Source organism: Protaetiibacter intestinalis, assembly GCF_003627075.1.
Lineage (GTDB): Bacteria > Actinomycetota > Actinomycetes > Actinomycetales > Microbacteriaceae > Homoserinibacter > Homoserinibacter intestinalis.
Genome location: NZ_CP032630.1, coordinates 146,836 through 165,545, shown reverse-complemented (window position 1 = coordinate 165,545; position 18,710 = coordinate 146,836). Strand labels below are relative to the sequence as shown.

The 18,710-nt window shown below is 68.7% G+C and carries 19 protein-coding genes; 14 read left to right on the top strand and 5 right to left on the bottom strand.

Annotation, left to right across the window (positions count from 1 at the left end; genetic code table 11):
- The first annotated feature begins 6 nt into the window (after window positions 1-6).
- On the top strand, window positions 7-1,704 hold the full coding sequence (locus tag D7I47_RS00800; protein WP_120761285.1) for an amidase: 1,698 nt from the start codon (window positions 7-9) through the stop codon (window positions 1,702-1,704).
- Window positions 1,705-1,709: 5 nt separating this feature from the next.
- Here D7I47_RS00800 and D7I47_RS00795 read toward each other — a convergent pair whose 3' ends face one another.
- Together D7I47_RS00795 and D7I47_RS00790 are read right to left on the bottom strand one after the other, a co-directional pair.
- Window positions 1,710-2,069: a type II toxin-antitoxin system PemK/MazF family toxin gene (locus tag D7I47_RS00795; protein ID WP_319592671.1), complete on the bottom strand. Its 360-nt coding sequence runs from the start codon at window positions 2,067-2,069 to the stop codon at window positions 1,710-1,712.
- Window positions 2,066-2,284 carry a ribbon-helix-helix domain-containing protein gene (locus D7I47_RS00790; RefSeq protein WP_120761284.1) on the bottom strand — a complete coding sequence of 73 codons (219 nt, stop codon included), beginning with the start codon at window positions 2,282-2,284 and terminating at the stop codon, window positions 2,066-2,068. Before D7I47_RS00790 ends, D7I47_RS00795 begins: the two co-directional genes overlap by 4 nt.
- A gap of 186 nt (window positions 2,285-2,470) precedes the next feature.
- Here D7I47_RS00790 and D7I47_RS00785 point away from each other — a divergent pair, with 186 nt between their 5' ends.
- The 6 genes from D7I47_RS00785 to D7I47_RS00760 all read left to right on the top strand — a co-directional run bounded on the left by D7I47_RS00785 (window position 2,471) and on the right by D7I47_RS00760 (window position 6,837).
- A complete protein-coding gene (locus D7I47_RS00785; RefSeq protein ID WP_120761283.1) occupies window positions 2,471-2,977 on the top strand; it encodes a fluoride efflux transporter FluC in 507 nt (168 codons plus the stop codon).
- Complete coding sequence (gene crcB / locus D7I47_RS00780) at window positions 2,974-3,351, top strand: fluoride efflux transporter CrcB (protein WP_120761282.1); 378 nt, start codon at window positions 2,974-2,976, stop codon at window positions 3,349-3,351. Before D7I47_RS00785 ends, crcB begins: the two co-directional genes overlap by 4 nt.
- 117 nt (window positions 3,352-3,468) lie before the next feature.
- Window positions 3,469-3,672, top strand: a complete 204-nt coding sequence (locus D7I47_RS00775) for a hypothetical protein (protein ID WP_120761281.1) — start codon at window positions 3,469-3,471, stop codon at window positions 3,670-3,672.
- 76 nt (window positions 3,673-3,748) lie between these two features.
- Window positions 3,749-4,291, top strand: coding sequence for a hypothetical protein (locus tag D7I47_RS00770; protein WP_120761280.1), 543 nt, complete (start codon window positions 3,749-3,751; stop codon window positions 4,289-4,291).
- A 90-nt stretch (window positions 4,292-4,381) separates the two neighbouring features.
- A complete protein-coding gene (locus D7I47_RS00765; protein WP_120761279.1) occupies window positions 4,382-5,758 on the top strand; it encodes an MATE family efflux transporter in 1,377 nt (458 codons plus the stop codon).
- Window positions 5,755-6,837 (top strand): ferredoxin reductase domain-containing protein, encoded by a 1,083-nt coding sequence (locus D7I47_RS00760; protein WP_120761278.1) that lies wholly within the window; start codon window positions 5,755-5,757, stop codon window positions 6,835-6,837. The genes D7I47_RS00765 and D7I47_RS00760 overlap by 4 nt, the downstream gene beginning before the upstream one ends.
- Before the next feature lie 21 nt (window positions 6,838-6,858).
- Here D7I47_RS00760 and D7I47_RS00755 read toward each other — a convergent pair whose 3' ends face one another.
- Entirely contained in the window at window positions 6,859-7,413 is a 555-nt protein-coding gene (locus D7I47_RS00755; protein WP_120761277.1) for a helix-turn-helix domain-containing protein, read from the bottom strand.
- 75 nt (window positions 7,414-7,488) lie between these two features.
- On the opposite strand from D7I47_RS00755, the gene D7I47_RS00750 reads away from it, so the two are divergent.
- From D7I47_RS00750 to D7I47_RS00735, 4 genes are all read left to right on the top strand, one after another.
- Window positions 7,489-8,406 carry an SDR family oxidoreductase gene (locus D7I47_RS00750; protein WP_120761276.1) on the top strand — a complete coding sequence of 306 codons (918 nt, stop codon included), beginning with the start codon at window positions 7,489-7,491 and terminating at the stop codon, window positions 8,404-8,406.
- A 25-nt stretch (window positions 8,407-8,431) separates the two neighbouring features.
- Entirely contained in the window at window positions 8,432-8,716 is a 285-nt protein-coding gene (locus tag D7I47_RS00745; RefSeq protein ID WP_120761275.1) for a hypothetical protein, read from the top strand.
- A gap of 145 nt (window positions 8,717-8,861) precedes the next feature.
- Window positions 8,862-10,100 (top strand): exonuclease domain-containing protein, encoded by a 1,239-nt coding sequence (locus D7I47_RS00740; RefSeq protein ID WP_120761274.1) that lies wholly within the window; start codon window positions 8,862-8,864, stop codon window positions 10,098-10,100.
- Window positions 10,101-10,209: 109 nt separating this feature from the next.
- Window positions 10,210-12,330, top strand: coding sequence for a GmrSD restriction endonuclease domain-containing protein (locus tag D7I47_RS00735; protein ID WP_120761273.1), 2,121 nt, complete (start codon window positions 10,210-10,212; stop codon window positions 12,328-12,330).
- 18 nt (window positions 12,331-12,348) lie between these two features.
- On the opposite strand, the gene D7I47_RS15245 is transcribed toward D7I47_RS00735, so the two are convergent.
- Together D7I47_RS15245 and D7I47_RS14945 are read right to left on the bottom strand one after the other, a co-directional pair.
- Entirely contained in the window at window positions 12,349-12,441 is a 93-nt protein-coding gene (locus D7I47_RS15245) for a hypothetical protein (RefSeq protein ID WP_227001008.1), read from the bottom strand.
- Window positions 12,432-12,683 carry a GIY-YIG nuclease family protein gene (locus tag D7I47_RS14945; RefSeq protein ID WP_319592670.1) on the bottom strand — a complete coding sequence of 84 codons (252 nt, stop codon included), beginning with the start codon at window positions 12,681-12,683 and terminating at the stop codon, window positions 12,432-12,434. Before D7I47_RS14945 ends, D7I47_RS15245 begins: the two co-directional genes overlap by 10 nt.
- 110 nt (window positions 12,684-12,793) lie before the next feature.
- Between D7I47_RS14945 and D7I47_RS00725 the strand changes: the two genes are divergently transcribed.
- From D7I47_RS00725 to D7I47_RS00715, 3 genes are read left to right on the top strand one after another with little or no spacing between them, the layout of a single operon-like run.
- The gene (locus tag D7I47_RS00725) at window positions 12,794-15,478 is read left to right on the top strand and encodes a class I SAM-dependent DNA methyltransferase (RefSeq protein WP_120761271.1); all 2,685 of its coding nucleotides are present in this window, start codon (window positions 12,794-12,796) and stop codon (window positions 15,476-15,478) included.
- Window positions 15,475-17,442 (top strand): DEAD/DEAH box helicase, encoded by a 1,968-nt coding sequence (locus D7I47_RS00720; protein ID WP_120761270.1) that lies wholly within the window; start codon window positions 15,475-15,477, stop codon window positions 17,440-17,442. Before D7I47_RS00725 ends, D7I47_RS00720 begins: the two co-directional genes overlap by 4 nt.
- Window positions 17,439-18,623 (top strand): GIY-YIG nuclease family protein, encoded by a 1,185-nt coding sequence (locus D7I47_RS00715; protein ID WP_120761269.1) that lies wholly within the window; start codon window positions 17,439-17,441, stop codon window positions 18,621-18,623. Before D7I47_RS00720 ends, D7I47_RS00715 begins: the two co-directional genes overlap by 4 nt.
- Window positions 18,624-18,710: the final 87 nt, after the last annotated feature.

Genomic DNA, 18,710 nt, shown 5'->3' with positions numbered 1-18,710 from the left:
GATGCCGTGATCGACGTCGTCGAGACCCCGATCGCCCGCCTGCGTGCCGCCCTCGAGGAGGGCGAGACGACCGCGGTCGAGCTCGTCGCGGCCTACCTCGCCCGCATCGACGCCCTCGACGGCGAGCTGAACGCCGTCGTGGTGCGCAACGCTGCAGCGTTCGACGAGGCCCGCGCCTCCGACGAGCGCCGCGCGGCGGGCGAGACCCTCGGGCCGCTCGACGGCATCCCCTACACCGCGAAGGACTCCTACCTCGTGCGCGGCCTCACCGCCGCGGCCGGCAGCCCCGCCTTCGCCGAGCTCATGGCGCAGCGCGACGCGTTCACGATCGAGCGGCTGCGCGAATCCGGGGCCATCTGCCTCGGCCTCACCAACATGCCCCCGATGGCGAACGGCGGCATGCAGCGCGGGCTGTACGGCCGCGCCGAGAGCCCGTACAACCGCGAGTTCCTGACGGCGCCGTTCGCCTCCGGCAGCTCGAACGGCTCGGGCACCGCGACCGCCGCGAGCTTCGCCGCCTTCGGCCTCGGCGAGGAGACCTGGTCGAGCGGTCGCGGCCCCGCGAGCAGCAACGGCCTGTGCGCCTACACTCCCTCGCGCGGCGTCATCTCGGTGCGCGGCAACTGGCCGCTCGTGCCCCCCATGGACGTCGTCGTGCCGCACACCCGCACCATGGCAGAGCTGCTCGAGGTGCTCGACGTGATCGTCGCCGACGACGCAGACACCCGCGGCGACTTCTGGCGCACCCAGCCGTGGGTGCCGATCCCGAAACCCTCCGAGGTGCGGCCGGTGTCGTATCCCGCACTGCTGCCCGACGAACCCTCGGATGCCGTCCTCGAGCTCGCGGGACGTCGCTTCGGGGTGCCGCGCATGTACATCAACGCGGACGCCGAGGCCGGTGTCGGCTCGACCGGCATCGGCGGGCCGACCGGCGAGCGCATCGTGACGCGCGAGTCGGTCATGGAGCGATGGGAGGCGGCGCGCGCGGTGCTCGAGGGGGCGGGCGCGATCGTCGTCGAGGTCGACTTCCCGGCGGTGTCGAACTACGAGGGCGACCGGGCGGGCGCCCCCACGGTCGCCACCCGCGGGCTCGTCGGCCCCGAGTACCTGCGTCGCGAGCTGCTCGACCTCGCGGCGTGGGCGTGGGACGACTTCCTGCGGGCGAACGGCGACCCCGCCATCCCGGGGCTCGCGGGGGTCGACGGGGCGCGCATCTTCCCGCACCCGCCGGGCGCGCTGCCCGACCGGTACACGGGCTTCGACGACGACATCGCGGGCTACCCCGCGTGGGTGCGCACGCACCCGCACGCCGGGCTGCGCGATATCCCCGAGCTCGAGGGCGGCATCCGCGGGCTCGAGGAGACCCGCCGCCTCGACCTCGAGGAGTGGCTGGAGGCCGAGCGCCTCGACGCGGTCGTGTTCCCCGCGGTGGCGGATGTGGGCGCCGCCGACATGGACGTGGACCCGGACGCGGCGGATGCCGGCTGGCGCAACGGCGTGTGGGTGGCGAACGGCAACCTCGCGATCCGGCACCTCGGCATCCCGACGGTGACGGTGCCGATGGGGCTCATGCGCGACATCGGGATGCCGGTGGGGCTCACCTTCGCCGGTCGCGCCTGGGACGACACGGCGCTGCTGCGCTACGCGGCCGCCTTCGAGGCGCTCGCCCCGGGGCGCGTGCCGCCGCCCCTGCCGCGGGTGTGAGGGGCCTACAGCGCCAGGTGCAGCCGCAGGGCCGCGTCGAGCTCGTCCATGAGCTCGCTCGTCGCCCATCCCGCGGCCGACCGGACGCGCGCCACCGCCACGCTGCGGACCTGCTCGGCCTGCGCCTTCGAGTCGCGGGCGAGCCCTGTGGTGCTCGCGGGCAGCAGCACCTGGAAGGGGTAGACGCGGGAGATGTTGCTCGTGACGGGCACGACGGTGATGACCCCGTTCGCGCGCATCGCCGCGGCGTTCGCCGTGTTGTTGCTCACGATCACGGCGGGTCGTGAGCGGGCGGCTTCCGAGCCGATCACCGGGTCGAGGTCGACGAGCACGATCGCACCTCGGCGCAGCAGCACCCCGCTCACGCGCCGAGCCCGTCGGCGGCCGTGTTCTCCCACTCGTCGTCCTGCCACTCGCCGTACGCCTCCGCGTAGGCGTCGGCCAGCTCGCTCTCGCGCAGCATCCGGATCGCGTCGTGCAGCGCCGCGGAGCGGCTCGCGTACCGCCCGGAGAGGGTCTGCGTGTCGAGGTAGGCGAGGTCGTCGTGGGGGATGCTGACGCTGACCTTGACACTGCTCATGCCCGGCATGCTACCCGAGTAGTACCATGCATGCTACCCGTTGCCCTCCGCCGGCTCCGCTACACTCGACGAGTCGCGCACGCCGCGGCACGGCCGTGGGGCTGGCCGTTCCCAACCTCGGAACTCCGACAACAGTCCCTACCGCTCAGCGCGAGCATGCCCTCGCGCCGGTAGGGAAGGAGAGACATGGCCGACGAGTTCGCCGAGCTGCCGCTCGATCCGGATGTCGAGGTCGTCGAGGCGCCGCCCGGGCCGCCGACCCCCGTGCACCTGCGCCCCGCGTACCTCGCGGTGGTGTTCGCGGGTGGGGCCGCCGGAACGGCCGCGCGCGAGGGGCTGGGGCTCCTGATCCCGGCCACCGGCGGGGTGCCGTGGGCGATCCTCGCCGCGAACCTCGCGGGAGCGTTCGCGCTCGGGGTGCTGCTGGAGGCGCTCGTGCGCCGCGGGGCGGACCACGGCATCCGCCGTACCCTGCGGCTGCTGCTCGGCACCGGCTTCATGGGCGGCTTCACCACCTACAGCGCCCTCGCCACCGACACGGCGGCGCTCGTGGGGGCGGGCGACGGCTGGCTCGCGACCGCGTACGCGGTCGGCACGGTCGTCGTGGGGGCGATCGCCACGATCGCGGGCATCATGCTCGCCGCCGCGGCCCACCGCGCCCGCTTCGGCGCCACCGAGGGGGCGGTCGGATGACGCCCGTGCTGTTCCTGGTGGTCGCGCTCGCGGGCGGCCTGGGTGCCGTCGCGCGCTTCATGCTCGACGGCGCGATCCGTTCGCGCGTCGGCACGCGGATGCCGTGGGGCACCCTCACGATCAACCTCTCGGGCTCGTTCGCCCTGGGGCTCATCGTGGGGCTCGTCGGCGCGGGCGCGTTCGGCGGCGAGTGGCAGTGGGCGCTCGGTACCGGGTTCCTCGGCGGCTACACGACGTTCTCGACGGCGAGCTTCGAGACGGTGCGCCTGCTGCAGGAGCGTCGTCTCGGGGCGGGGCTCGTGAACGCCCTCGCGCAGCTCGTGGCGGCGACGGCGCTCGCGGGGCTCGGGCTCTGGCTCGGCGGGCTCGCCTGACGCGCGGCGGCACCTGACGCGCGGTCGCGGATGTCGCCGGACGTCATCCGGCGTCGCACCCCGACCCACTTCGCAACACCGGGCCCGCGGCCCGCATCCGGCGCCTACTGTCGCCCCATGACACTCACTCTCGATGACGACTCGGTGCGCATCGCCGAGCTGCGTCTGTTCGCCGCCCGTTCGGAGTTCCGGGAATCGCGGGAGGTGCACGAGCGCGCCCGCGAGCAGCTGTTCGAGGCCGACCGCGTGTACCGCCGCGTGGTGGATGCCGTGCGCCCGCCGCTGCAGCACCATCCGGAACCGCTCGGCTGGAACGACTGATCCGGCGCCCGCGCCCCACCGCGGTGGGGGAGCGCTGCCCGTGTTCCCGGGCGGCGGCTGCCCCTATGCTGCGGGGGTGAGCATCCCGCCCGAGCCCCGCAGCATCCCCGAGATCCTGGCCGCCGAGGCCACGAAGCCGAAGACGACGGGGCTCGTCGTCGGCATCGTGCTCGCGGGGGTCGGCGCGCTCGTGTTCCTGCTGGTAGCGCTGTTCGGGGTGCTCGTGGCGGCGGTGGAGCCCGACCCGACCGGCGGCATCGTGACGATCGTCGTGGGGGCGGTGCTGTTCCTCGCCTGCTACGTGCTGGGCCCGGTGCTCGCGGCGCGGCGACGCCGCATCCTGCAGGCGTGGCGCGAGGCGCAGCCGGGGTACGTGGCGCCGAAGCTGACGCCGATCTCGCGGCGCGGGACGATCATGGTGGCCGCCTTCTTCGCGTTCGGCACGCTGCTGGCGCTCGCGTTCACGGGCTTCGGTCTGTGGGCGACGGCGCAGCAGGGTTCGGGCGGCGAGGTCGCCCTGATCCTCGGGCCCGCGCTGTTCCTGCTGAACGCGACGGTGCTGCTCTCGGCGGTGCACTCGCTCGGCCGCCTCCGGGGGCGCGAGGAGTCGGCGGGCTGAGGGGGGCCGGGCTCGGGCCCGTCGCCCGTGTGGGGGCGGTCCCGCGGAGGCGATAAAGTTAGGGCACCCTAACCCGACCCGAGGAGCGCTGTGAGCGACGCCAGCACCACCACACCCGAGGCCCGACCCGAGCAGGCGCCCGCATCCGGATTCCGGCGCATCGGCATCCTGCGCCTCAGCTGGCCGCTGCTCGTCGTCACCCTCGTGACGCTGCTCGCGGTGATCGCCGACACGGTCATCCTCAGCGTGGGCTCGCCCGAGCTGAACGCCGCCGTGTCGACCGCGAACCAGCTGCTCGGCATTCCGTACGACCTGTCGGTGCTGTTCTCGATCGGCGCACTCGTCGTGATCGCGCAGCTGCTCGGGGCGGGGCGGCTCGCATCCGCCCGCCGCGCCACCATCATCGCCCTGCGCGCCAACACCGCCCTCGGGCTCGCGATCGTCGTCGCGCTCGCGGTGCTCGGGCCGTGGCTCGTGTCGGTCGTCAACACGCCCGACGAGCTCGTGGGGGAGAGCCTCGTGTACCTCTACGCGGTGCTCGGCGGGGTGCTGTTCAACGCGTACCTCGTGGTGGCGACCGCCATCCTGCGCGCCTACGGGCGCACCGTCGTGATCCTCGTGCTGGGCCTCGCGCTCAACCTCAGCTACCTCGTGATGCAGTACGTGTTCATCCTGGTGCTCGACATGGGGGCGGCCGGCGCCGCGCTCTCGACGACCCTCGCCCGCGGCGGCACCGCCGTGATCGTGGCGTGGGTGGTCTACCGGCGCACCGGCGCGCACCTGTTCTCGAAGCTGCCGCCGCGCGAGGCCGAGACCGGGGCGGTGCGGATGGCGAAGCTGTCGGTGCCGACCGTCGTCGAGAACGCCGCCTACAACGTCGGCATCCTGGTGCTCGTGTCGTTCGTGAACCTGCTCGGCACCGACGCCATCAACGCGCGCTCCTACGCGCTCACCCTCACGGCGCTCGTCACGGGCATCGTGCTCGCGCTCGCGCAGGCGAACGAGACGATCGTCGGCTGGGACACCGGCGGGCGCACCCCGGCGCACGCCCGCCGCCTGACGCTGCGGGTGGCCGCCTGGGCGGCCGGCGCCTCGGTGGTGCTCGCGCTCGTGCTCTGGTACTTCGCCGATGCCGTGCTCTCGATCTTCGGCGCCAACGCCGACGTCGTGGCGGGCGCCCGCGAGGTGCTGCTGCTGAGCGTCGTGCTGCTGCCGCTCGCCGCGGTGACCGCCGTCGTCTACGGCGCGCTGCGCTCCACCGGCGACGTCGTGGTGCCGATGGTGTACTCGATCGCCTCGAGCGTCGTCGTGCTCGTGCCGCTCGCCTGGATCTTCGTGGGGGTGCTCGGCTGGGGCCTCTCGGGGGCGTGGTGGGCGCTCATCGCCGCGGAGGCCGTGAAGGCGACCCTGCTGCTCGCGCGCTGGCTGCGCGGGCGGTGGGCTGCACGCGCACCCATCACCTCGTGACCGCGGCCCGCTCCCACCCGCCCGTGACGGCATCCGCCGCGCTCGCGAGCTACCCGCGGGCGGCGCTGCGGCCGCTGTTCTTCCGCACCCGCTGGCCGCGCGCCACCGCGCACGACCGCGCGCTGCTCGACTACCAGCTCGCGCTGCCGCGCATCCTGCGTCGTCGGCCCGTCCGGTTCGTGGTGCGGGAGGTGCGCGTCGTGTCGGCGCACGGCGAGGGCGGCATCCGCGAGCTGACCCTCGAGGCCGAGGCCCGCGCCGTTCCGGGTGACATGCTCTACCTCGGCTGGCGGAACGCGCCGGATGCCGTGGCCGCGGTGCTGCCCGCGGGCGCGGCGGATGCGGTGCTGCCGTACTGGACGACCCCCGCGCCGGGCGTGCCGTCGCGGCGCGCCCGTGCGACGTCGGCGGAGCTCGCGGCGACCGTGCTCGACCTCGCGGATGCGCTGGCTGCGCAGTTCCCCGAGCTGCCGCGCGCGGCCCCGCGGATGGTGCCGCGCGTCTTCACGCTCTCGGGCGTGCGCTCCCTGGGGGGCGGTCGCCAGGAGCTGCGGGTCCTCGTGAGCCACCACGCGGCGTGGCCGTCGCGCGCCGCCGCCCACCTGCACCGGGTGGTGCCGGGGGAGGCGCTCGCGGGGTGGGTGCTGCCGCATCCGCACCGCCTGCCGCCGCTGCACGGGGCGCTGGGCGACGGCGTCGCGGTGGTGACCGGCTCGGGTATCGCGGGCGTGCTCGCGGCCCTGCGCTCCGGCGTGGCGGGGCGCCCGTGGCTCGTGTGGGGCCTGCGCGGCGAGCCGGCACCGTGGTTGCGCGCGGAGCTGGATGGCTATGCGGCGGCGGGCGCCATCCGCCGTCTCGACGTCGTCGACTCGCGTGCCGCATCCGGCCTGCGCCGCGTGACGGATGTGCTGGCCAGCGCATCCGACGCGGTCGCCGCCGACCTCGCCTCGGGCGCCTGGCTCTACGTCTCGGGCCACGCCGCGATGGCCGACCCGGTGCGCGCCGCGGTCACCGCGGCCGCGGGCCCCGACACCGTCGAGCGTCTGCAGGCGACCCTGCGCTACGTCGAGTCCACCTAGCGGGCCGGTCGCGTCCTCGCCTCAGCCGCCGAGCGCCGCCCCGATCGCGGCGAACGCCGCATCGACGTGCGCGGTCAGTTCGCCGCCCTCCTCGAGCCACTGCTCGATGCCCCGCGCGAAGGCCGAGACCGCGGCGTCGCCGAGCAGCCCCGCCGGGAGCGCCGCCGTGCCGCGCTCGCGCAGGGCGGCGGCGGCGGCGGTCGAGAGGCTGGCGAGCTTCAGCAGCTCGCGCTCGCGGAGGGCGTCGTCGGATGCGACGACGCGGGCCCGCAGGCGCGAATGCTCGACGTCGGTGAGCTGGGCCGCCATCGCCCGCGCACCGGCGGCGGCGGCCGCGACCGGGGGCAGCGCGGCATCCGCCTGGACGATCGCCTGCCGGAGCTGCTCGATGAGGGTGTCGGAGCCGCCGAAGAAGGCCTCGCGCTTGTCGGCGAAGTGGCGGTAGTAGGTGCGTTCGGTGACGCCGGCGCGGGCGGCGATGTCGGCGACGGTCGTCTGGTCGTAGCCGCGCTCGGTGGCGAGCTCGAGGGCGGCCGCGGCGAGGCGGCCGCGTGCCCCGGGTAGCCATCGTGCCATGCGCACAGTCTAGTGATGACAGTGTCTGACATCGAGTGCTAGCCTGATGACAGTATCTGACATCAGGAGGTTGTTGTGAAGGTTTTCGTGACGGGTGCGAGCGGCTGGATCGGTTCCGCAGCGGTCGCCGAACTGTTGGAGCGCGGACACGAGGTGGCGGCACTGGCGCGCAGCGATGCGTCGGCCGCCGCCGTCGAGGCCGCGGGCGCCCGTGCGGTGCGCGGCGAGCTGACGGACGTCGAGGTGATCCGCCGTGCCGCGGGCGACGCGGACGGGGTGGTGCACCTCGGGTTCGTGCACGACTTCACGAACTACGAGGCATCGGGGCGCATCGAGCGCGCCGTCGTCGAGGCGTACGGCGAGGCGCTGGCAGGCAGCGACCGCCCGCTCGTGATCGCCTCCGGGCTCGCGGGCTTCGGTGTGCTCGGTCGCCCGATCGTCGAGTCGGATGTGTCGGGCTGGATCGGCCCGGACGCCCCGCGCGGCGGCAGCGAGCAGCTCGCGCTGTCGTTCGCCGAGCGCGGCATCCGCTCGGTGTCGGTGCGGTTCGCACCGACCGTGCACGGGGTGGGCGGCGACCACGGGTTCATGGCGCGGCTCGCCGACATCGCCCGCAGCACCGGTGTGGCCGGCTATCCGGGTGACGGCACGAATCGCTGGCCGGCCGTCAACCGGCTCGACGCGGGCCGCCTCGTGGCGCTCGCTCTCGAGTCGGCACCGGCCGGGTCGGTGGTACACGCGGTGGCCGAGGAGGGCATCCCGATGCGCCGCATCGCCGAGCTGCTCGGCGCCGCGCTCGCGCTGCCGGTCGGGCCCATCGACGAGGCGCAGCTGGCCGAGCGCTTCGGCTGGCTCGCCCGCTTCGTCGCGGCCGACCTCCCCGCGTCGAGCGCCCGCACACGCGAGCTGCTCGGCTGGGAGCCCACGCATCCGACCCTCGCGGAGGACATCGCGGCGGGCGGCTACGGCACGGCGGCGCGGCTCGCGGGCTGACCCGGCCGCGCGCCACAATGGAGGCATGGCCGCCCCCGACGTCGCCGCCCTGGCGCTGAACGTGCCGGTTCCGCCCGAGCTCCAGTGGACCGACACCCGCCGCGGCGAGGAGTTCGTGCTGCAGTCGATCACCGTGCGCCTGCTGCCCGACGGCTCCCTCGCCGCGAAGGCCTACGGCCGTCCGGTGGCGGGCGGCCGCGGCGGCTACGTCTCGTTCGCGGTGCCCGACCGGACGGAGCTGCACGCGCTCATCGAGGCGGCGGCGGATGCGGCGGCCGAGCGCTGGGCGGCGCACACGGGTCTCGGCTGAACATTCACCGATACACGTCGCCACAGTGTCCGACGGCGACGAGCCGAACGCGTTGCTGTGGGTGCACTCGGGGGTGGCGCCAGAACGGGGAGGTACCCGCCGTCTGCGGGGTTCCGTACGCTCGGCGTCGACCCGAGGAGGACGGATGCCCGGACCCGGCTTCGCCGTGATCGACCTGGAGACGACGGGGCTGTTCCCCGGCGGCCACGACCGCATCGTCGAGCTCGCCGTGGTGCACGTCGACGACCATGGCCTCATCACCGGCAGGTGGGAGACGCTGCTCAACCCGGGGCGCGACCTCGGGCCGCAGCAGATCCACGGCATCCGGTCCGCCGACATCCTGGACGCGCCGAGCTTCGCGGAGGTTGTACCGCAGCTCGTGGAGCTGCTCGCGGGGCGGGTGCCGGTGTCCCACAACGCGCGGTTCGACTCGGGGTTCCTGTTCGCCGAGCTGGAGGCGGCGGGAGTGGAGCTGTGGCAGCGTCCGGAGTTCCTCTGCACGATGTTGCTCGCGCGCGACTACCTGCCGGGTTCGGGCCGCGCGCTCGCCGACTGCTGCGACGCGTTCGACATCCCGCTCGAGGGAGCGCACCGCGCGAGCGTCGACGCGCTCGCGACGGCGAGCCTGCTGTCGGCGTACATGGCAGCGGACCCGAATACCTCGCTCTGGTTCGAGGCACTCGAGCGTGCGTCGGCGTTCGGGTGGCCGCCGGTTCCGGATGTCGTGGTGACGCACGCGTGGTGCGCGCGACCCGAGGCGGTCGCCGAGATCACGGCGGCGACCTTCCTGGAGCGCATCACCCGCAAGCTGCCGGAGTTCGCGGGGCCCGCCGAGCAGTCGGAGTACCTGGCGATGCTCGACCGCGCCCTCATCGATCGCCACATCTCGGCGACGGAGGCGCATGCGCTTGTGGCGCTCGCGGAGGAGCTCGGCATTGACCGCAGCACCGTGGTGGGGTTGCATCGCCGCTACTTCGACGATCTCACCGCCGTCGCGTGGGCCGACGGCGAGCTGACCGAGGCGGAGCTCGCCGACCTCGTGGCGGTCGCCGACCTGCTCGACATCCCGACGGGGGCGATCGGTACGGCGACGGATGCGTCGCGCTGGGTCGCGGCGTCCGCATCCGCTGATTCCTCGGCGCACCGTTTCGCGCTCGCGCCGGGTGACCTGGTGGTGCTGACGGGCGAGATGAGCCTGCCGCGCTCGGCGATCGAACTCGAACTCGTCTCGCGCGGCTACACGCCCTGGCCCGCCGTGACGAAGAAGGTGGCGCTCGTCGTGGCCGCCGACCCGGACTCCTTGTCGGGCAAGGCGCGCAAGGCACGCGACTACGGGATCCCGGTGGTGGGGGAGAGCGCGTTGTGGGGGCTGCTGGGGACGTGAGCGGACGGATCAATGTCCCCGTCCACGAATACAGAGGCCCACGGCCGCTTGGGCCATTCTCTGCCACTACGGTGGTGACGCACCGCCCTCGACAAGCAAGGACGCCAACGTGAAGACCGACGTGACGACTCCGCAGGGCATCTTCGGAATGCCGCAGCACCTGACCGTCCCCATCTACCAGCGCCCGTACGTGTGGACCGAAGACGAGCAGTGGGGGCCGCTCTGGGCCGACATCCGCCGCGTCGCCGATCACCGACTCGGCACCGTCGGGTCGGATGCGACTCACTTCCTGGGCGCCGTCGTCACTCAGCAGGCAGAGGCTGCACCGGTGGGTGTGCAGGAGTTCCTGATCGTCGACGGGCAGCAGCGGCTCACCACCTTGCAGCTCGTGATCGACGCGACGGCGGCAGCGTTCGCCGCCCGCGGGCTCGACTCGCTGACTGGGCAGCTGGAGTTCCTCACCCACAATGGGGCGATGTTCGTCGGCGCGAACGACACGGGCCTCAAGTTCCGCCACACGAATCGCGACCGAGAGGCCTTCGACGAGGTCATGCAGGCCGAGCCGCCCGTGGATCATGCGAACCTGAAGAACTACGGATCGCTCATCGTGCAGGCGCACGAGTACTTCGCTTCGCGGGTCGGGCAGTGGCTCGACGAGGGGCCGCACCCCGTTCCCGTCCGGGCCGACGCCTTGAGCGTGGCTCTCCAGAACGCGCTTCAACTGGTGGTTATCCGCCTGGAGGCGAGCGAGGATTCGCAGGAGATCTTCGAAACCCTCAACGCCCGGGGCACCCCGCTAACAGCCGCAGACCTCATCAAGAACTTCGTGTTCCAGCGACTCAAGCTCGAAGGGCAGGATCAGGCGAAGGTCTACCAGGAGGCGTGGCCGTTCGAGTCGCGGTTCTGGGAGGAGGAGCTCAGTGTCGGCCGCTACACGACGACTCGTAGCGCGCTGTTCCTCGGTCAGTGGCTGGTGTCGCGCGTAGGGCAAGAAGTGAGCCCACGGTCGACGTTCACCCGCTTCAAGTTCTACGTGGAACAGGAGAGCACCGCGTCGATGGTCGAGTTGCTCGGCGTGATCGCGCAGCAGGCCGACTTCTATCGTTCGGTCACGGAGCGAAGTGCCGACCGATTCGCGAACCTCGACCGAATCGCACTCCATGTTTCGAGGATGTCGGTGGCCCAGACCGAGATAACCAAGCCCATCCTGCTCTGGCTCACCCAGCCCGGCAGCCTGTACTCGGACGCGACGGTCGGGCGCGTTCTCGCGACGGTCGAGAGCTGGATCGTGCGCCGTCGACTGCTGCGGCTGCAGAGCAGCGATCAGGGCCGCATCGCCGCACTGTTGATCGAGAGCGCGCGCAAGGCGTCTGACTCCGAGGTGGTTGGCGTCGTGGAGCAATTCCTCGCCGGGCAGCAGTTCGCGAGCACGTACTGGCCCGGCGACGAGGAGATCACGACCGCTCTCGCCACCGAAGCGTTCTATCGCCGGTACTCCCAGCCGATGCAGCGGATGTTCCTGCAGGCTGTCGAGGACTGGTATCGCGGGTACACCGGGCCGTCCCCGTCGAAGACCGGCGTGCGGGCGCCGCGCGACAAGCAGCAGGTGGAGCACATCCTTCCGCGGGCCTGGAAAGCACACTGGCCGGTCGGTGATCTCGCCGCGCAGGCCGATCGCGACGACCATGTCAACCGCCTGGGCAACCTGACGCTCATCACGGGCTCGCTCAACGCATCTGTGTCGAACGGTGAGTGGCTGGGAACGAAGGGGAAGCGCGCGGCGCTCAACACCCATGACACATTCCTGATGAACCGGCGACTGTACGAAATGTCGGAAGGTGGCTGGGACGAGCATCTGATCGACGCGCGCACAGTGGAGCTCACGCGTGCGCTGTTGGACACCTGGCCGGTTCCGGCGGGTCACGAGGGCAAGGTGACGGATCGCACGTCGCGGCTCAGCAAAGCGACGGCCAGCTACGCCCACTTGATCAATGCCGGGCTGCTCGAGGTGGGGACCGTTCTCGTCTGCGTCGACCCGCGCTGGCCGGAGGCACGGTGTGAAGTGCTGCCCGGCGGGCAGGTGCTGTGCGAGGGCGAGGTATTCGGCTCGCCCGCGGCCGCGGCACGCAAGGTCAGGGGAGGGTCCGGCAACGCGTGGTGGTTCTGGCGCGTGGAGGATGGACCGCTCCTCAACGAGCTGCGCGAGCAGTTGCTGGATGGGGCGGACTGAAGCGCGAGCGCGGGCGACTCAAGGGGTCGCGAATACCGCCCGCAGATGTTCCCGCAGCGCCTCATCCACGACGTACACATACGTCCCCCGGATGCCGCGCGTCAGCAGCACCGCGTACACGTTGACGATGTACCGCAGCAGCTGCGGGCGAACAGCCCCTCGTCTCTCAACTGCTCGAAAACGTCGCGGAACGACTGGCGGTACACCTCGCGGTCGTAGTAGGCGGCGTCCGTGATGCCCTCGTTGCCGTTGAGCACCGTGTAGCGCCCGTCGCCGGCAAACCAGCGGATGAGGTGCGACTCGAGGTCGAGGCAGGCCGACTTGTTGAAGGTGTCGTCGATGACGACGCGCACGGATGCGAGCCCCTGCTTGAGATACTTGCATCGGCCTTGGTGAGGGTTCAATCCTCGCCACAAGTTAGGCCAGCGAGTCGATCGTGTGTTCGCTGCGGAAAGGGAAGCGTGTGGGGCTGAATCTCAAGTCCGTTGAGGAGCGCGTCCGCCCGCTGGGTGGGCGTACCAGCTACGACCGCGAGTTCATCTTTGAACTGATGGCTGCCTACGGACGCTCGTCGAGCAACATCACGCGCCTGCGTAACGGCTCGCTCAACGTTGCCGTCGAGCCATCGACCGAGGTCGCCCAGAAGAACGTCATCTATTTCAAGGAGACGACAGACGACCTCCTGGCGGTGATCGATGAGCTTCGCAGCGCTCCGACTGTGGTTCGCTATAACACCCGCTTCGTTGTCGTCACCGACTACGAAGAGCTGCTGGCCGTCGACACGAAGACGAACGACTCTCTCGCCATTCCGATCTCGGACATCGACAAGCACTTCACGTTCTTCCTGCCGTGGGCAGGCATGGAGAAGGCCCAGTACGTGGCGGAGGCTCACGCGGATGTCAAGGCCGCTGAGCGCATGGCGAAGCTGTTCGATGAGCTGCTGGCGCTCAACCCCAAGCTCAACACCACGACGCTCGGGCGTCACGCCCTGAACGTCTTCTTCGCACGGTTGCTCTTCTGCTTCTTCGCCGAGGACACCGGCATCTTTGAGGAGGGGCAGTTCACTGAGGCGGTCGGCACGCTCACGCAGCCTGATGGCTCGGATGTCAGCCAGTTCCTGACGGATCTGTTCACCGCGCTGGACACGGCCGACCCTGCCGACAAGCCCACTCACCTTGCGGGCTTCCCCTATGTCAACGGGCGCCTGTTCACGGTCGAGGAACACCACACCGTGCCAGCCTTCAACAAGAAGGCTCGCGACCTGCTGCTGGAGAGCGGCCGGCTGCTCTGGAACGAGATCAACCCCGACATCTTCGGCTCGATGTTCCAGGCGGTCGTCACGCCCGGTCAGCGCTCCGATCTCGGGCAGCACTACACGTCCGTGCCGAACATCCTCAAGACCATCGAGCCCCTGTTCCTCGATGGACTCAAGGAGCAGTTCGATGTTGCTTTCGATAGCGCGTCCAAGCTCGAAGCGCTGCTGCGGCGCATCGCGCAGATCAAGGTTTTTGACCCCGCCTGCGGCTCTGGCAATTTCCTCGTCATTGCTTACAAGGAACTACGTAAGCTCGAGCACGTCATCCTGGAACGGCTCGCGCAGATCGATACTCGTCACCAGACGCTATACGCCGAGTCGAAGATCAACATCGAGAACTTCTACGGGCTGGAACTGGACGACTTCGCGGTGGAGATCGCGATCCTGTCGCTTTGGATCGCGAAGCACCAGATGAACCGTGAGTTTTTCGAGAAGTTTAGGCTCAACATCCCCCTCATCCCGCTCAAGGAGACGGGCCAGGTCAAGCAGGGCAACGCGACGCGAACTGACTGGAACACGGTCTGTCCGAATAACGGTGATGAGGAGATCTACCTCATCGGGAACCCGCCCTACGTGGGGACCCGAGATCAGACTTCCGAGCAGAAGGCGGACTACGTCCCGGTATTCGGGCGCAGGCCCTTCTCGAAGAACCTCGACTACATTTCGCTCTGGTTCGTTAAGGGTGCTGAATACATCTCTGGCTCGCGAGCGGAGCTCGCATTCGTCACCACGAATTCGGTGTCGCGCGGAGAGCACGTCGGCCTGTTGTTTCCGATGCTCTTCTCCATAGGGGTGGAGATCGGGTTCGCCTACACAGGATTCAGGTGGGAGAACAACGCCAAGCGGAATGCGGGCGTCACGGTTGCGGTCATCAGCCTTCGTAGCGTGCGACCGGGCTCGAAGTGCATCTATACGGATGGCCTGCGTGTCGAGGCGGAGAACATAAATGGGTACCTTGCGGACGGCGAGGACATCTATATCTCGCGACGATCCAGGCCTCTTCGCGGTGCGATGCCGGAGATGTACTTCGGCAATATGGCGCTGGATGGGGGTGGATTGATTCTCTCGAGTGCCGAACGGGCGCAACTAGAGCGGTCAGATCCAGATGCGCTTCGCTTCGTGCGACGACTTTACGGCAGCAAGGAGTACATTCACGACCTCGAGCGATTCTGCCTGTGGATTACCGCGCCGGAGGTGGACGAGGCTCTTCGCCATTCGTTCATTGCCGACAGAGTTGAACGCACTGGCGAGTTCAGAGCATCGCGTTCCGATGTTGGGACGAGGAAGAAGGCGGCAACGCCGTGGAGCTTTCGAGAGCAACGAAGTTCGCGGCGGGCATCGATTCTCGTCCCCAAAACGTCATCGGAGCGTCGCGATTATGTTCCAGTCGGATTCGTGGATAGCTCCGATGTCGTGTCGGACCTTGCTTTCGCGATTTTCGATCCTGAACTATGGGTGTTCAGCGTTATCACGTCTCGAATGCATATGACGTGGGTGAAGGCAGTGGCGGGCCGAAAAGACAATCGATTGCGCTACTCGAACCTCATCGTCTACAACAACTTTCCGGTGCCACCGCTCTCTGTTCCAGCCAAAGAGCAGCTCACTGAAGCCGCCCTCCGCGTGCTCGACGTGCGCGAGTATCACTCCGAGAAGACGCTGGCCGAGCTGTACGACCCTGACCTGATGCCCGACGACCTTCGCCTGGCTCACCAGGAGCTGGACGAGCTCGTGGATGCGGTCTACCGTAAGCGCGGCTTCGACAGTGACGAAGAGCGCCTGTCATACCTCTTCGGTATGTATGAACAGATGACTGCGGGAGAGAAGCGCAAGTGACCGAAATCAAGAAGCCCACGAACATCGTCAACGTGACGTATTCGCAGACCGGCAACAGCGTTCACACCAACGACCTCGGCATGCGGGAGATGCAGCAGCGTGTCTGGGAGCAGCGCGGTGCACAATACCTGCTCGTAAAGGCACCGCCGGCCTCGGGCAAGTCCCGAGCCCTGATGTTCGTCGCGCTCGACAAGCTCTACAACCAGGGACGCAAGAAGGTCATCGTCGCCGTGCCCGAGCGCTCCATCGGCGGATCGTTCTCGACGACGAACCTGAGCCGGTTCGGCTTCTTCGCGGACTGGGAGATCAAGGATGAGAACAACCTCTGCACGCCCGGCTCATCGTCGGGCAAGGTGCGGCAGTTCAGCGACTTCCTGGATGGGCCGGACGCTGCCCTCGTCTGCACCCACGCCACGCTGCGTTTCGCCTACGAGAAGCTGCCCGCTTCAGCGTTCGATGGCACGGTACTCGCCATTGACGAGTTCCACCACGTCTCGGCGGATACCTCGAGCAACCGCCTGGGCGACCTGCTCAAGGGCATTATGGCGGGATCGGACGCGCACATCGTCGCGATGACTGGCTCGTACTTCCGGGGCGACTCGGTACCGGTGCTGCTGCCGGAGGACGAGGCGAAGTTCACGCCCGTCACGTTCAACTACTACGACCAGCTCAACGGATACGAGTACCTCAAGTCGCTCGGCATCGGCCATAACTTCTACCAGGGCCGCTACACGAGCGCGATCCACGAGATCCTCGATCTCGACAAGAAGACGATCATCCACATCCCGAACGTCAACAGTGGCGAGTCCACCAAGGACAAGATCGAGGAAGTCGGGTCCATTCTCGACGCCATCGGCGAGGTCGCTACCCAGGAGGAGAATGGCATCCTCCGCGTACGCCGACGCGACACGGGAGAGCTTGTGCGCGTGGCCGATCTGGTTGATGACACCGATCCGGTGGAGCGTGCCGAACTACTTCACTACCTGACCTCGGTCGCCTCGAAAGAGCGCGACGCGGTGGACATCATCATCGCGCTCGGCATGGCGAAGGAGGGCTTCGACTGGCCCTTCGCAGAGCACGCCCTGACGGTCGGCTACCGGGCATCGCTGACCGAGGTCATCCAGATCATCGGTCGAGTTACCCGCGACAGCCCCGGTAAGGAGCACGCACAGTTCACCAACCTCATCGCCCAACCCGACGCGACCACTGATGAGGTGAAGCTGTCGGTCAACAATATGCTCAAGGCGATCACCGCTTCACTACTCATGGAGCAGGTTCTCGCACCGAACTTCAGCTTCAAGACCAAGACCGGCAACGACGATGCCCCGCAGCCGGGGGAGTTGCGGATCAAGGGGTTCAAGGAGCCGTCGACCGATCGCGTGAAACAGATCGTCGCAACCGACCTGAACGACCTCAAGGCGACGATCCTGCAGGATGACACTTTCGTCAGGGCGGCGGCAGGCAACCTCGACGCAGAGATCACGAACAAGGTGCTGATCCCGAAGATCATCCGGGAACGGTATCCCGACCTGAATGAGACGCAGGTCGAGGAACTGCGTCAGCAGGTCGTCGTGGACTCCGTGATCAAGAACGGCGAAGTCAAGGACGTCGGGGACAAGCGCTTCATCAAGATGTCGGACAAGTTCGTCAACATCGACGACATCGACATCAACCTGATCGACAAGGTCAACCCGTTCCAGCGTGCCTTCGAGGTGCTCTCGAAGTCGGTAACGCCACAGGTGCTGCGCATCATTCAGGACACGATCACGGCTACCCGTATCGAAATCACCGAGGAAGAGGCGCGGCTTCTCTGGCCGAAGATCCAGCAGTTCGCCAAGGTCAACCGGCGCCAGCCTGACGTGCGCAGCGATGACCCGACCGAGAAGCGCTACGCCGAGGCGCTGCTATTCCTACGTAGGAAGAAGCGCGAGCACGAAGCCCAACAGAGGCTGCAAGGGTCATGAGCGACACTGACTTCCAGAGCATCTTCGACTCGGACGAAGACGGCCTCCTCGACGCGCCGGAGAAGGCTCCCAAGCTCACCAGCTCCGACCGGCTCCAGAGGTCGTTCCTCGAGATCGTCGACTTCTACCGCGAGCATGAGCGGCTACCGCGCTCGGACACCAGAGAGATCGCGGAGCGCAAGCTCGGGGCGCGACTCGACGGCATCCTGGCGAACGACACCAAGCTTTCTGCACTCAAGCACCTCGATGAGTTCGGCTTGCTTGCCGAGCCGGAAGCGCCAGCCTCCCTCGATGATCTACTGGAAGATGACAATCTCGGGTTGCTCGATGACGACAGCGGGCTTCTCGGCACCTCCGACCTGCCGCAACGTAAGCGCCCGGAAACGCCGGCCGACGCAGCCCAGCGTGTGCGCGCAGAGGATTTCGCGCAGTTCGAACCGCTCTTCCAGCAAAAGCACGTAGAGCTCGCGAACGGCACATCGAAGCTAGTGACTTTTCCGGGGATGCAGTACATCGTCGAGGGGGCGTTCTTCGTCCTCAACGGTGTGATGCTGTTCATCGCTGATGTTGGCGAGGCCGAGTACAAGACCACCACTGTTCGCGTGAATCGCCGGGAGCGGCTGCGCGTCATCTTCGAGAACGGCACCGAGTCCTCGATGTATCGCCAGTCGCTCGGTATCCGCATGGGCGAGGGTCACGGCCAGGCGGTCGTCGCCGCCGAGTTCGAGACGATTTTGGCCGATGACGTCGCAACCGGCTACGTCTACGTCCTGCGCTCGCTCAGCGACGACCCGCAGATCCGAGACGTTCCCGACCTGTACAAGATCGGCTTCTCACGCGGCCCAGTCGAGAAGCGCGTCGCCCACGCCGAGAGCCAGCCGACTTACCTAATGGCCCCGGTCGAGATCGTCGCGAGCTATCGCACCTACAACCTCAAGACCTCTGCCCTCGAGCATCTTTTGCATCGCGTGTTTAGCGACAAGCGCCTCAGCGTGAGCCAGGTTGGGAAGGACGGCCGCGTCTACGAACCCGCCGAGTGGTATTCCGTTCCAATCGGCGCGATCGATCAAGCGATCGAGCTGATCGCATCCGGCGACATCATTGACTACGAGTACGACCCTGAGGCGCGACGACTCAGATTGCGTGGATCAGCGTCCGACTTGCGAGCGCAGAGTCAGTGACAGGTCCGACCTGCAGCACGGTTTATGCGCGTTAACTGCAGTGCCGAGGGCGTACGGGCACGAGCGTGCGCTTGCACATATTCCCGC